Origin of the sequence: Collinsella sp. HCP28S3_E9, from assembly GCF_052065455.1 — a bacterium.
In the GTDB taxonomy this organism is placed as follows: Bacteria; Actinomycetota; Coriobacteriia; order Coriobacteriales; family Coriobacteriaceae; genus Collinsella.
Genome location: NZ_JBQHTZ010000021.1, coordinates 1 through 12,716, shown reverse-complemented (window position 1 = coordinate 12,716; position 12,716 = coordinate 1). Strand labels below are relative to the sequence as shown.

The window sequence follows — 12,716 nt, the reverse complement described above, 5'->3', positions numbered from 1 at the left end:
CGGACGCGCCGCCGGCCGCGCCCGCCCCCCCGCGCCCCCCCGCCCCGCGCCCCCCGCCGGCCCCCCCCCCCCCCCCCCCCCCCCCCCCCCCCCCCCCCCCCCCCCCCCCCCCCCCCCCCCCCGGATCCCCTGCGTTTACGGCCTTGAAGTCGGCTCGCGGAGAAGGACGTGGTTGTTGGGGATACGTATCCCGGACGCTGTTTCGCGGCTTTGCCGCGAAAAGCGCGTTACTTTGGGGAGGGTGGGGAACGTGGTTGTTGCGGCAACTGATCCCCACCACAAATTACCTTTGGCGTACTTGCGCGAAAGCCTGCCCGTGCTAGACTTGGAATTGCTGTTTCAGGGCGGGGTGAAATTCCCCACTGGCGGTAAATCGGACGGTGCCAGAGGGGCGCCGTGGCGCAGGCGAGGTACCTGCGTCCGAGCCGATGAGTCCGCGACCTGTGCGTGCGTTGGTTCGCATGCCGGCTGAACTGGTGAGATCCCAGTACCAACGGTTAGAGTCCGGATGAAAGAGGCAGGTGATCTTATGTCTGAACAGTCGCAGCATATCCATTTTGAGAACACGAATAGGTGGAGCACCAAACAGCTCGTTACCATGGCGCTGATGTGCGCCTTGGGCGCCCTGTTTATGTACGTGCAGCTGCCCATCCTTCCTTCGGCGCCGTTTTTGACCTACGACCCGTCGCTGGTGCCGGCGATGGTGTGCGGTTTTGCGTATGGTCCCGGCGCCGGTACTGCTGTTGCCGCTATGGCTATCGTTATTCACGCGCTTACCACGGGTGACTGGGTCGGTGCGCTTATGAACCTGGTTGCCACGCTGGGCTACATTCTGCCCGCGGCTATCGTCTACCAGAAGATGCATACCTATAAGGGTGCCGTGATTGGCCTGGTGTTCGGCGTCATTGCCGCTACGGCGCTGTCTATGGTCGCAAACCTTACCATTGGCGTATGGTTCTGGTATGGCTCGGTCGATGCGATCGTTCCGCTCATGGTTCCTGCCGTGCTGCCGTTCAACCTTATCAAGACCGTGCTCAACTCGGTGCTCACGCTTGCAGTGTACAAGGCGGTCTCCAACCTCATCACGCCTAAAAAGAACCAGGTCAAAGGCCGCGCATGATTGATTGTCGAGGCGTTTCCTTTAGCTATGACGGTGTCACGCCGGCACTCGACGGTATCGATCTGAACATCGAGGATGGCGAGTTTTTCTGCATCCTCGGCGGCAATGGGTCGGGCAAGTCGACGTTTGCCAAGCATCTGAATGCGCTGCTGCAGCCCGATGCAGGAACGGTGCGTATCAACGGCATGGACGCGTCCGATCCCGAGCTGGTCTACGACATCCGCTCGACCGCGGGCATGGTGTTCCAGAATCCCGATGATCAGCTGGTGGCAACGCTTGTCGAAGATGACGTTGCGTTTGGTCCCGAAAACCTTGGCGTGCCATCGGCGCAAATTGCGCAGCGCGTACGCGAGGCGCTGCAGGGTGTGGGCCTGGTGGGCTTTGAGCGCCACGAGACCCATGCACTTTCGGGCGGCCAAAAGCAGCGCGTGGCGCTTGCCGGCGTGCTCGCCATGGAACCGCGTGTGCTCATATTGGACGAGGCTTCCTCGATGCTCGATCCGCGTGGACGTAAGGGCCTCATGAAGGTTTGCCGCGCGTTGCACGATCGCGGCATGACCATCGTGATGATTACGCACTTTATGGAAGAGGCCGCCGAGGCCGATCGTGTCGCGGTGTTTCGGGCGGGGCGCGTTGCCATGCTCGGTGCGCCCGAGGAAATCTTGACGCGGGCGGACGAACTTGCCCAGCTCAACCTGGATATGCCGGCGTCGTGCTGTCTAGGCAGGGCACTCCGCGAGAAGGGCGTACCCGTTTGCGCGCAGGTGCGTGAGGCGGATATGGTCGCCGAGATTGCACAGGTTTATGCTGAGTGGAGCGGGGCGGACGTCGCTGGGCGGCCCTCCGCATCCGATTCTCGGGTGCTTGACCATGCATCCTCTGCAGCCGACGGGATGGTCGCGTCGGAGCCCGTCATCGAGATTTCGCACCTCTCGCATAGTTACTCGCTGAGCGCCCGCGAGCGCCGCCGATGGCGCAAGCGCTCGACCACTGTGGGCGCATCGGGCAAACAGGCTCTTTGGGGCAACGATCCAAACAGCCCCTGGGCGCTACGTGATGTTTCGCTGACGGTGCGTCGCGGCGAGTTTCTGGGCCTGGCGGGTCATACCGGCTCGGGTAAATCAACGCTGGTTCAGCATCTCAACGGGCTGATTCGTCCACAGGAGGGGAGCGTTTGCGCACTGGGGCTCGACCTATCAAGCAAGAAAGGCGCCGCCGCGGTTAAGGCCAAGGTCGGCGTGGTGTTTCAGTATCCCGAGCGCCAGCTATTTGCCGAGACCGTGGCGCAGGACGTGGCGTTTGGCCCGCGCAACCTTGGCCTGCCGCAAGACGAGGTTGTTCGCCGTGTCGCAACATCGCTTGCGCGCGTGGGCCTCGACCTTGCCGCGATAGGCGACAAGAGCCCCTTTGAGCTTTCGGGCGGTCAGCAGCGCCGCGTGGCGTTTGCCGGCGTGCTTGCCATGGAGCCCGAGGTCCTGGTGCTCGACGAGCCCATGGCGGGGCTCGATCCGGCTGCGCGCAGGGATTTCCTGGAGCTCATCGATCGGCTCCATCGTGAGGGCCTGACCGTTGTCATGGTTTCGCACAGCATGGATGACCTGGCAAATTGTTGTGACCGTATCGTTGTGATGAACGAGGGCGCGGTGTTCGCCGATGGAACGCCCGCACAGGTTTTTGCGCACGCGAACGAGCTCAAATCGATCGGTTTGGGCGTTCCCGCTGCGCAGCGCATGGCATTGTCGCTCGTGCAAGCCGGTGTGCCGCTCCGCTGCGACAAGCTTTATACGGTTGAGTCGCTGGCCGACGAGTTGGCCGGCATGCTGCTAGGCTGCGCGGACGGACCTTTGAGGGCGTCGCGTCAGGCTGGTTCCAAGATGGCCACGCAAGAGGAGGGCTGCTAATGGAGGCATTCTCATTTGGCAGCTACTATCCGGGGGAAAGCGCAGTGCATCGCCTGGATCCGCGCACTAAGTTGCTCCTAGGTTTCGCATTTCTGATCACTGCGCTCACCGTCGGCAGCTTCCGCGGGCTGGTTCCGATCGCAATTTTTGTCGTGCTGGTCTATGTCGCGGCCCGGGTTCCGTTGCGTCGGGTCCTATCGTCGATGGCACCACTGCTGGCGATTGTCGTGGTGGTCGCGGTGCTCAACCTGTTTTCCGATCAGAGTGGCCGCATCCTGTGGCAGTTTGGCTTTTTGCAGGTGAGCGAGGGCTCGCTGCGTTCTGCGACGTTTATGGCGTGTCGCCTGACGATGATGATGGCCGGCATGAGCGCCATTACGCTCACCACGCCGACGCTCGACCTCACCGCGGGTTTTGAGCGCCTGCTCGCACCATTCGCGCGCGTGGGGCTTCCGGCGCACGAGCTCGGCATGATTATGGGTATCGCACTGCGGTTTATGCCACAATTTGCCACCGAGATGAAACAGACGGCCGATGCACAGGCAAGCCGTGGCGCGCGCGTGACGGGCGGTCCGCTCGGTGGCGTGCGCATGCTCGGCAGTGTGGCGATTCCGCTGTTTACTGGCGTGTTCCGTCATGCCGAGACGCTTTCGGCCGCCATGGATGCGCGCTGCTATCACGGCGAGCGGGGACGCACGCGTCTGCATGCGCTTACGTTTGGCCGCGGGGATGCACTGGCCGCGGTGGCGATGGCGCTGCTGGTGGCATGCGTTGTCGTTATCAATCTTCAACTCGTCTAAGCTCGATTCGAGCGCAAGAAAGGGGTCTCTATGACCGACATCGATCGCACGGCTCAGCTCGAGCGCGTCTGCTCGTATCTCAGACGCATTCCGGCGTGGTATCTTGCCACGACCGATGCAAACGACGGGCATCAGCCCCGCGTGAGGCCGTTTTCGTTTGCCATGGTCGATAACGACAAGCTGTGGTTTTGCACGTCGCGCGACAAGGACGTGTGGGCGGAGTTGAGTAAGAATCCCAAGTTTGAGGTATCGGGCTGGAAGCCGGGGGAGTGCTGGATCGTGTTAACTGGCGAGGCCGCACTCGAGGACGATGCATTCGTGAGTGACAAGGTGCGCCAGACGGGCTTTAAGCACATGGTGGGCATTGGCGAGCAACACGATAGTGCCAACGATGGCCGCCTTGCGTTCTTCTCGGTCCTCAACATCGCCGCGCGGTTCTGCGATATCGACGGCAGCGAAGAGCTCCTCGAGCTTTAATTTCCCAAATTAGCTGCCCATTCCAAAAAGACTGGTCAGATGACAGGAGGAAACGTGGACGGATTGAATACGGTGCTGGAGTATCTGACGTCGGTGCCGGCGTGGTACCTAGCGACGAGCGTGGACGGGCAGCCGCATGTGCGTCCGTTCTCGTTTGCGCAGATTCAGGACGGCAAACTGTGGTTTGTAACGGCGCGCACCAAAGATGTGTGGCAAGAGCTGCTGCAAAACCAGCGCTTTGAGGCCACGAGTTGGTGGCCGGGCCATGGTTGGTTGATCCTGCGCGGACGTGCGGGTCTGGACGACCGGGCTTCGGATGAAATGCGCGAGGCCGGGTGGAAGCATCTTGAGCGCTTGAGCGAGCACTATGAGGGGCCTAACGATCCCACGCTCGTCTTCTTTAGCGTCGAGGACCCCGAGGCTTTTATCTGCAATCACGACGAATGGGTTCCGGTCGAGCTCTAGGCTGCTCTGGGCGACCCTTAAGCTTGGTATTCCGTATAAGGTGGGCTCCGCATTGGCCAGCAGCATGATGCGCTGCGGCTAATGCAGAGCTCGCTTATTTTTGTCAATTCTTTCAAACGAATGTGTCGGGTATGTTTCAATGCATGAAGACACAAATTATTTGCGTAAATATGCATTCTCGGGTGCTAAAGTTTCAACCTACCTCATAACGACGGCTGCGGAATGCGCAATGACGCATAAGACCGCAGACAAGGAGTCCGATATGTCTTTAAAGGTTGGAATCGTCGGCGCGGCTGGATATGCCGGCGCCGAGCTTATTCGCCTCGTGCTCGGCCATCCCGAGTTTGAACTTGTTGCCATTACGTCCAACGCCGATGCCGGCCAGCTGCTGTCCGCGGTGTATCCGAGCTTTGCTGGCGTGAGCGATCTGGTTTTCACCACGCATGACGCCCCTGAACTCAAGAGCTGCGATGCGGTTTTTCTCGCCGTGCCGCACACGGCTGCCATGGCACAGGTGCCTGCTCTGCTTGCGTCGGGTGTCTCTTGCTTTGATCTTTCGGCCGATTACCGTCTGAGCGACGCGTCCGTCTTTGAGACATGGTATGCCGCCGAGCACACGAGCCCCGAGTTGCTCAAGACACGTGCCTTCGGTCTGCCCGAGTTGTTCTGCCAGGACTTAGAGACCGCTGCTTCCAGCCATGCCGCTGGCAGACCCGTGCTGGTCGCCTGCGCCGGTTGCTATCCCACCGCAACGAGTCTTGCTGCCGCGCCTGCCGTGCGTGCGGGCTGGGTGGCCCAGAGCGGCCCCGTAGTCGTCGACGCCATCAGTGGCGTGACGGGTGCCGGTAAGTCGTGCAACACCCGCACCCATTTTTGCAGCGCGGACGAGAATCTGGAGGCCTATGGCGTAGGCAAACATCGCCATACGCCAGAAATCGAGCAAATTCTGGGCCTTACCGATCGCGTCGTCTTTACTCCGCACCTGGCACCGCTCAAGCGCGGCCTGCTCTCTACGGTGACGCTGCCGCTCGCAACGCAGGCTCCCGAAGCGCTGACTCTTGAGGATGCCGTCGACCATTACAAGAAGTTCTACGCCGGTCGTACCTTTGTGCGCGTGCTCGATGCCGGCCAGCAGCCCAAGACGGCTTCGGTTGTCGGTACCAATGCCGCCCAGATCGGCCTTGCGCTCAACAAGCGTGCGGGCGTGCTGGTGGCGACGGGCGCCATCGACAATTTGTGCAAGGGCGCTGCGGGCCAAGCGGTCCAGTGCGCCAACATCGTCTTTGGTTTTGACGAGCGACGAGGCTTGCCCACAGTGGCGTGCCCGGTGTAGCACATTCGATTATTAACGATTTGGTAGTCGGGTATCGAGTTTGGCGCCACTTTTAAGCTGGTCTCATGATTGTGGCTGGCATGGCGCACCAACCGATGCCCATTTTTTGTTTGACATAAGGAGTCGTAAAGACGATGAATGCTGAGCAGTTCGATATCAAGATTCGTGCCGTAGAGGGCGGCGTAACGGCGGCAGCCGGCTTTAAGGCGGCGGGCATCCATGCCGGATTCCGCAAGAATCCCGAGCGCCTGGACTTTGCGCTCGTTGTGCCCGATAGGCCCTGTCCCGGGGCCGGCGTGTTTACGACTAACCGCTTTTGTGCGGCGCCCGTGCAGGTGAGCCGTGCCAACCTGGGCGGTACGGACAAGGGCTATGGCATCATCGCCGGTGTTTCAATCAACTCCGGCAACGCGAACGCCGCCACGGGCGAGACCGGCCTTGCCTGTGCGCGCGAGACGTGCAATATCGCCTCGCAGGTCATTGGCTGTGAACCCCAACAGATTTTAGTTGCCTCCACGGGCGTGATCGGACAGATTCTGCCGATTGACACGTTTGAGACGGCAATTCCGTCCGCCTACGAGGCACTCTCTGTCCATGGCGGCGCCGATGCAGCCCGTGCCATCATGACGACCGATACGCATTCCAAGGAGTATGCCGTTCGCTACCGCAGTGAGGCTGTGGGCCATGTGGGCAACGTTTATACGGTGGGCGGCATGTGCAAGGGATCGGGCATGATCATGCCCAATATGGCCACCATGATCGCGGTCATTACTACCGATGCCCCCGTCGAGTCGGCGGCGCTCCACACCCTACTGCTCTCGACCGTTAAACAGACCTTTAATAAAGTGACGGTCGATTCCGATACCTCGACCAACGACACCTGTATCATGCTGGCTTCTGCCGCTGCCGCCGCGGATGCCGAGGCCATCGTCGAGGGCACTGACGCCTTTGACGAGCTGGCCTTTGCCGTGCACGAGGTGTGCGAGAGCCTGGCGCGTAACATCGCGGCCGATGGCGAGGGTGCGTCAAAGCTCGTGACGGTTAACGTCACCGGCGCCGCCAACGACGAGGAAGCCGATATCGCCGCCCGCGCCGTCGCCAACTCGCCGCTCGTCAAGACCTGCATCGCTGGCCACGACTGCAATTGGGGTCGCGTTGCCATGGCGCTTGGCAAGTGCGGCGTAAAGTTTAATCAGGAAGACGTTTCCATCGACATGATGGGCTTGCCCGTCTGCCGCGAGGGCCTGACTGTTCCTTTTGACGAGGACGAGGCCCTGCGACGTTTTGAGGCGCCCGAGATCGTGATTTCGGCCGACCTGGGCGCAGGCGACGCGGCAACGACCGTGTGGACCTGTGACCTCACGCACGAGTACATCTCAATCAATGGTGACTACCGCTCCTAGATTCCAGGCACGCTGCGCATCTCGCCGCGATTGCGGGCAGCGGAGCACAGCGCGATAACGATACGAAAGACGAGGCAGATTATGAAATTCGCACGCGATTGTCGTTCGAGCGAATCCAACGAAGCAACTGCGCAGCTGCTGTTCGAAGCGCTGCCGTGGATTAAAAACCTGACCGGCAAGACGGTCGTTATCAAGTATGGCGGGGCCGCCATGGTAGACGAGCAACTACGTCGCGACGTGATGAGCGACATCGTTTTGCTCAAGATTATCGGCATGCGCCCCGTCATCGTGCATGGCGGTGGTAAAGCCATCAACGAGGCGCTGAGCCATTACGATATGCCCGTCGAGTTTAAGAACGGTCAGCGCGTGACCACGCCGGCGACCATGGATATCGTGCGCGAGGTGCTGGGCGGCAAGGTTAACCAAGAGCTGGTGGCGGCAATCAACCACCACGGTAACTTGGCCGTGGGCGTATCGGGCAGCGACGCCGGCACGCTCATCGCCGAGCCGCTCGACCCCGAGCTCGGACGCGTGGGCAAAGTGACGCATGTCAACACCGACTACATCGAGAACTTGCTCGATAGCGAGTATATTCCCGTCATCGCTACCGTCGCGGCGGGGGAGGACGGTGGCTTCTTCAATATCAACGCCGACACCGCCGCCGGTGCCGTTGCGGCGGCGCTCCACGCGCACAAGGCGATCTTTTCGACCGACGTCGACGGCCTGTACAAGGACTTTAGCGATAAAGACTCGCTCATCTCCAACCTAACGCTCGACGAGGTTAATGAGATGCTCTACGGTGGCGAGGTCGATAAGGGCATGATTCCCAAACTGCGCGCGGCCGTCGATGCGCTTGTCGGCGGCGTATTTCGCGCTCACATCATTAACGGTACCACGCCGCATTCGCTGCTCCTGGAGCTGCTGACCGATGCCGGCGTCGGCACCGTGATCCACTCTACCGAGACGGCCTACGAATTTGATACGCATCCGCACCCGCTTTCGACCTTTGCGGCGCGCCTGACCGAGAACCTCGACGAGGTCGAGAAGCTCCAGACGGTCTAGCTGGTTAGAAATCGTCACACCGTTACACCCACAGTCCGCGCCACCTGGCGCTTAACGAAAGGCATCTCATGTCACTTGCAGCTCAACAATCGCTCGAATCCCACTACGTTATGCAAACCTTTGGCCGCTCGCCGGTCGAGTTTGTCGAGGGCCACGGCATGAAGCTCACCGGCGACGATGGTCGCGAATATCTCGATTTTCTTGCAGGTATTGGCGTATGCAGCCTAGGCCACGGCAATCCGGCGGTGCTCTCGGCGCTCGAGGCCCAGGCCAAAAAGCTCCTGCATGTCTCCAGCTACTTCTACATTGAGCAGCGCGGCCAGGTCGCGGCGTTGCTGTCCAAGCTCGCTAACGACGATGCGGACGGTGCGCGCGTGCTTGCCGACGCGATTGCCGCTGGCGACGAGACCACGGCGGCGGCGCTTGGCGCTCCGGCTGCGGGCGAGCAGGTGTGGGAGACGTTCTTTGCCAATTCCGGTGCCGAGGCCAACGAGGGCTCTATGAAGCTCGCGCGTCTGTACGCCAAACGTGCCGGCAACGGTGGCAACACCATCGTGTGTATGCGCGGCGGATTTCATGGTCGTACGCTCGAGACCATTGCCGCGACCATGCAGGATTGGCTGCAGGACAGTTTCCGCCCGCTGCCGGGTGGCTTTGTGGCATGCACACCCAACGATGTAGATGAACTGCGTGCAATCTTTAAGCAGTTGGGAAGCGAGATTTGCGCTGTGATGCTCGAGCCGATCCAGGGCGAAAGCGGTGTGCATCCCATGACCGAGGAGTTTATGGCTGCGGCGCGCGACTTGGCACACGAGGTGGGTGCCGTGCTTATCGCCGACGAGGTCCAGTGTGGTATTTTCCGCTCCGGCAAGCCGTTCGCGTTTCAGACTTATGGTGTGGAGCCCGATATCATGAGTCTTGCCAAGGGCATCGCCGACGGCGTGCCCATGGGTGCCGTGGTGGCAAAGAAGGAAATCGCTGACATCTTTAAGCCCGGCGACCATGGTTCGACCTTCGGCGGCAGCTGCTTGGCCATCGCGGCGTGTGCCGCGACGCTCTCCGCGCTTGTGCGCGGTGACTACGCAGACCATGCCGCCAAGGTGGGTGCCTATATGGAGGCAAGGCTCGCCAAGCTGCCGCATGTTACCGAGGTGCGTGGTCGCGGCCTAATGCTCGGCTGCGATTTGGACGATGCTGCGGGTGATGCGCACGACGTTGTGGCTCGCGCATTGGTGGCTGGTGCCGTGATTAACGCTACAGGTGCACATACACTGCGCTTCCTGCCGCCGCTCGTGTGCGAGGAAGCCGACGTGGACAGCTTAATCGAGATCCTGGCGGGTGTTTTAGCTTAGCGCCATCAGGCATAGCAGTTTGAAGCGGGTTCCAGACCGTCACGTGCCGTGTGGCGCACGATTGGGCGAACTGGAGCCCGTTTTGCTATCGATTTACCATGGCTGGGATAGGCCGTGTGCAAAAAAGAAAGGCCCCCATCGCTGGGAGCCTTTTCAATCAAGTGGTGGGCGATGAGGGATGTCCGCGTGCGGCTGGCGCCGCCCGCGCCCCGCTTCGTCGCTCCGCTCCTCGCGTGCTGCGCTGGAAAACGCTTCGCGTTTCCTCAGCTCCGCACCCTTGCGGGTTCGAATCCCATGCACCGGGCGCAAACAAAAACGGTCCCCTTGCGAGGACCGTTTCCAATTCAGTGGTGGGCGATGAGGGATTCGAACCCCCAGCCTTGTGCGTGTAAAGCACCTGCGCTAACCGTTGCGCCAATCGCCCGCGGGAATTGAGTATAGCGGAAACCCTGCGGGGTTCACCGCTAATTCATAACGAAATCTAAGCGGAGACTTCGGTGCCCTTGTTCTCGTCGATAAAGAAGCGCTTGTACCAAATGAGGAACGTCAGCGTGGTGTAGATCTTGCGCTGGTTGAGCGCGCGGCCCTCAAAGTGATCGTCGAGCAGCTTCATGAGCGCATCGGTGTCAAAGAAATCGGCAGCCCACGGTGCGGTGAAGTACTCCTTGACGTAGTCGTAGTATTTCTGCTCGCGCAGCCAGAACTTAACTGGCACCGGGAAGCCAACCTTCTTGCGTGTTGCCCACTCATCGGGCAGCGTGCGATTGGCGGCGTGGCGCAGGACAAGCTTGCAGCCCTCTTCGTTGACACGGTAGTTGGCGGGAATATGCTCGGCGAACTCCATGACCTTTTTGTCTAGGAACGGAACGCGGAGCTCCAGGGAGTGTGCCATGCACATCTTGTCTGCCTTGAGCAGGATGTCGCCCGGAAGCCACATGTTCATATCCAGATATTGCTTCTTAGAGAGCTCGCAGCAGTCGGGGACCTGCTTGTAGTACTCTGCGCACATTTCGGAGGCGTTCTTGCCGGTGTCGTAAGCTGGCTTGAGAACCTCGTCAACCTCGGACGGGTCGAACACCTTTGCCTGGCCCACGTACCAGCGCTCGGGGACCTCGGCGCACTTGGTCAGGAAGTTGTGACCCTTAAAGTAGGGGAGATGCTGAACGAGCGAGCCCAGGGCACGGCGCACGCCGAGCGGCACGCGCTTCTTGAAGGATCGCATCTCGGGGGTGTCCTCGTACCACTCGTAGCCGGCAAACAGCTCGTCGGCGCCCTCGCCCGAAAGGACGACGGTAACTTCCTCGGCGGCCATCTGTGCCAGATAGTACAGCGGTACGCTGGAGAGGTTCGATTGCGGCTCGTCCATGTGGTACTGGATATCGGGTAGCGCGTCGAAGAACTCGTCGGCGGTGATCATCTTGCGCACGTTCTTAATGCCAAGCTTGTCGGAAAGCTCGGCGGCGTAGTTGGTCTCGTTGAAGTTCTTGTAGTCAAAGCCGACGGAATACGTGGTGTCGGGCATGAGGCAGGCGGCAATGTAGCTGGAGTCGACGCCGCCGGAGAGGAACGAGCCAACTTTAACATCGGCGATGCGGTGCGCGGCAACGCTCTCGTGCACGACCTTGTCGCACTCGTCCACGTACTCCTCGAAGCTCTTGGAGTTGTCATCGGTAAAGTCGCAGCTCCAGTAGCGCTTGATATCCATAGTGTTGGTCGCAAGGTCGTACGTAAAGCAATGCGCGGGGGCAAGCTTGAACACGCCCTTAAAGAACGTCTCCTCCGTGGCAGGGAACTGCAGCGTGAGGTAGGGACGCAGCGCGTCGCGGTTGACGGCCTTCTCAAACTTGGGGTGGTCCAGGAAGCTTTTGATCTCGGAGCCAAACAGCAGCGAGCCGTCGGAGGCCCGGTAGTAATAGAACGGCTTGATGCCAAAGATGTCACGGGCGCCGAAGAGCTTGTTCCTGTTCTGGTCGTGAATCACGAACGCATACATGCCGCGCAGGCGGTTGACCAGGTCCTCGCCCCACTCCTCGTAGCCGTGCACCAGGACCTCGGTGTCGGCGTTGCAGTGGAAGACGTAGCCGGCAGCCTCGAGCTCGGCGCGAAGCTCCTGGAAGTTGTAGATCTCGCCGTTGAAGACGATGGTGACCTTGCCGTCATCGCTCGACATGGGCTGAGCGCCAGCCTCGGAAAGGTCGAGAATCGAAAGACGGCGGAAGCCGAGGGCGACGTCGTCGACGATGTGCTGGCCACCCATATCCGGCCCGCGATGGATGATGCGATTCATCATGGCCGTGAGAACCAGCTCACTCTGTTCATCTGTACCGGTAAAACCGACAAAACCGCACATGCAAGATCCTTTCTGCTGACGGCTTAGGTGCGCTGCCGCAAGGTTTGCAGCAGTCGATATCAATCAATCCTTACTATCATGCCAATCTTTTGCTTCGTGATGGGGCATAAGCGCCGAGGGGACCGAAAAACCACGGCCCGCACGTTGGGTGAAGCGGTGGGCCGTGACTGCGACGATTACTGTGTGCGAGAGCGCGAGAGGGGCTAGCGCTTGCCGCGCTTGGCAAGGCGGTGCTCTACCTTGGCGACGACGTGGATGAGCGGAATCGTCACAACCAGATAGTAGGGTGCGGCGCAAATGTAGGGTGTGATGTTGCCCGTGGTGGCCGTGAGGTTTTTGGAGAACTCTCCGTTAGACCAGCGTTGACGTAATAATGTCCCGTCCCCGCCCTAAGATGAATGTCGCCAAACATCAACATCGAAGAGACGGGGACGGGATGCTGGACATCATACT

General features: G+C 60.5%; 10 protein-coding genes, 1 tRNA gene and 1 riboswitch. Of the genes, 9 read left to right on the top strand and 2 right to left on the bottom strand.

What is annotated here, in order from left to right; genetic code table 11:
• Positions 1 to 331 precede the first annotated feature (331 nt).
• A riboswitch (FMN riboswitch) is annotated at positions 332 to 524 on the top strand.
• A 5-nt stretch (positions 525 to 529) separates the two neighbouring features.
• The 9 genes from ACTNA2_RS08605 (at position 530) to ACTNA2_RS08565 (ending at position 9,913) form a co-directional block, all read left to right on the top strand.
• Entirely contained in the window at positions 530 to 1,120 is a 591-nt protein-coding gene (locus ACTNA2_RS08605; protein ID WP_441049274.1) for an ECF transporter S component, read from the top strand.
• Positions 1,117 to 3,021: an energy-coupling factor transporter ATPase gene (locus tag ACTNA2_RS08600; protein ID WP_441049272.1), complete on the top strand. Its 1,905-nt coding sequence runs from the start codon at positions 1,117 to 1,119 to the stop codon at positions 3,019 to 3,021. Before ACTNA2_RS08605 ends, ACTNA2_RS08600 begins: the two co-directional genes overlap by 4 nt.
• Entirely contained in the window at positions 3,021 to 3,821 is an 801-nt protein-coding gene (locus tag ACTNA2_RS08595; protein ID WP_154514805.1) for an energy-coupling factor transporter transmembrane component T family protein, read from the top strand. The genes ACTNA2_RS08600 and ACTNA2_RS08595 overlap by 1 nt, the downstream gene beginning before the upstream one ends.
• A gap of 30 nt (positions 3,822 to 3,851) precedes the next feature.
• Positions 3,852 to 4,298 (top strand): pyridoxamine 5'-phosphate oxidase family protein, encoded by a 447-nt coding sequence (locus tag ACTNA2_RS08590; protein WP_441049270.1) that lies wholly within the window; start codon positions 3,852 to 3,854, stop codon positions 4,296 to 4,298.
• 54 nt (positions 4,299 to 4,352) lie between these two features.
• Positions 4,353 to 4,763, top strand: coding sequence for a pyridoxamine 5'-phosphate oxidase family protein (locus ACTNA2_RS08585; RefSeq protein WP_427718303.1), 411 nt, complete (start codon positions 4,353 to 4,355; stop codon positions 4,761 to 4,763).
• A 262-nt stretch (positions 4,764 to 5,025) separates the two neighbouring features.
• A complete protein-coding gene (gene argC, locus ACTNA2_RS08580; RefSeq protein ID WP_441049268.1) occupies positions 5,026 to 6,096 on the top strand; it encodes an N-acetyl-gamma-glutamyl-phosphate reductase in 1,071 nt (356 codons plus the stop codon).
• A 134-nt stretch (positions 6,097 to 6,230) separates the two neighbouring features.
• On the top strand, positions 6,231 to 7,499 hold the full coding sequence (argJ, locus tag ACTNA2_RS08575; RefSeq protein WP_441049266.1) for a bifunctional glutamate N-acetyltransferase/amino-acid acetyltransferase ArgJ: 1,269 nt from the start codon (positions 6,231 to 6,233) through the stop codon (positions 7,497 to 7,499).
• Positions 7,500 to 7,580: 81 nt separating this feature from the next.
• Positions 7,581 to 8,561 carry an acetylglutamate kinase gene (argB, locus tag ACTNA2_RS08570; RefSeq protein ID WP_441049264.1) on the top strand — a complete coding sequence of 327 codons (981 nt, stop codon included), beginning with the start codon at positions 7,581 to 7,583 and terminating at the stop codon, positions 8,559 to 8,561.
• 68 nt (positions 8,562 to 8,629) lie between these two features.
• Complete coding sequence (locus ACTNA2_RS08565; protein WP_441049262.1) at positions 8,630 to 9,913, top strand: aminotransferase class III-fold pyridoxal phosphate-dependent enzyme; 1,284 nt, start codon at positions 8,630 to 8,632, stop codon at positions 9,911 to 9,913.
• A gap of 348 nt (positions 9,914 to 10,261) precedes the next feature.
• Here ACTNA2_RS08565 and ACTNA2_RS08560 read toward each other — a convergent pair.
• Together ACTNA2_RS08560 and asnB are read right to left on the bottom strand one after the other, a co-directional pair.
• Positions 10,262 to 10,337: transfer RNA gene (locus tag ACTNA2_RS08560), tRNA-Val, on the bottom strand.
• A gap of 57 nt (positions 10,338 to 10,394) precedes the next feature.
• A complete protein-coding gene (gene asnB, locus ACTNA2_RS08555; RefSeq protein WP_441049260.1) occupies positions 10,395 to 12,263 on the bottom strand; it encodes an asparagine synthase (glutamine-hydrolyzing) in 1,869 nt (622 codons plus the stop codon).
• Positions 12,264 to 12,716: the final 453 nt, after the last annotated feature.

What these genes read in the sequence shown, in the direction of transcription:
- asnB (WP_441049260.1), bottom strand. Translation starts at nt 12,263, where the DNA reads ATGTGCGGTTTTGTCGGTTTTACCGGTACAGATGAACAGAGTGAGCTG.
- ACTNA2_RS08565 (WP_441049262.1), top strand. Translation starts at nt 8,630, where the DNA reads ATGTCACTTGCAGCTCAACAATCGCTCGAATCCCACTACGTTATGCAA.
- ACTNA2_RS08605 (WP_441049274.1), top strand. Translation starts at nt 530, where the DNA reads ATGTCTGAACAGTCGCAGCATATCCATTTTGAGAACACGAATAGGTGG.
- ACTNA2_RS08590 (WP_441049270.1), top strand. Translation starts at nt 3,852, where the DNA reads ATGACCGACATCGATCGCACGGCTCAGCTCGAGCGCGTCTGCTCGTAT.
- argJ (WP_441049266.1), top strand. Translation starts at nt 6,231, where the DNA reads ATGAATGCTGAGCAGTTCGATATCAAGATTCGTGCCGTAGAGGGCGGC.
- argB (WP_441049264.1), top strand. Translation starts at nt 7,581, where the DNA reads ATGAAATTCGCACGCGATTGTCGTTCGAGCGAATCCAACGAAGCAACT.
- argC (WP_441049268.1), top strand. Translation starts at nt 5,026, where the DNA reads ATGTCTTTAAAGGTTGGAATCGTCGGCGCGGCTGGATATGCCGGCGCC.
- ACTNA2_RS08600 (WP_441049272.1), top strand. Translation starts at nt 1,117, where the DNA reads ATGATTGATTGTCGAGGCGTTTCCTTTAGCTATGACGGTGTCACGCCG.
- ACTNA2_RS08595 (WP_154514805.1), top strand. Translation starts at nt 3,021, where the DNA reads ATGGAGGCATTCTCATTTGGCAGCTACTATCCGGGGGAAAGCGCAGTG.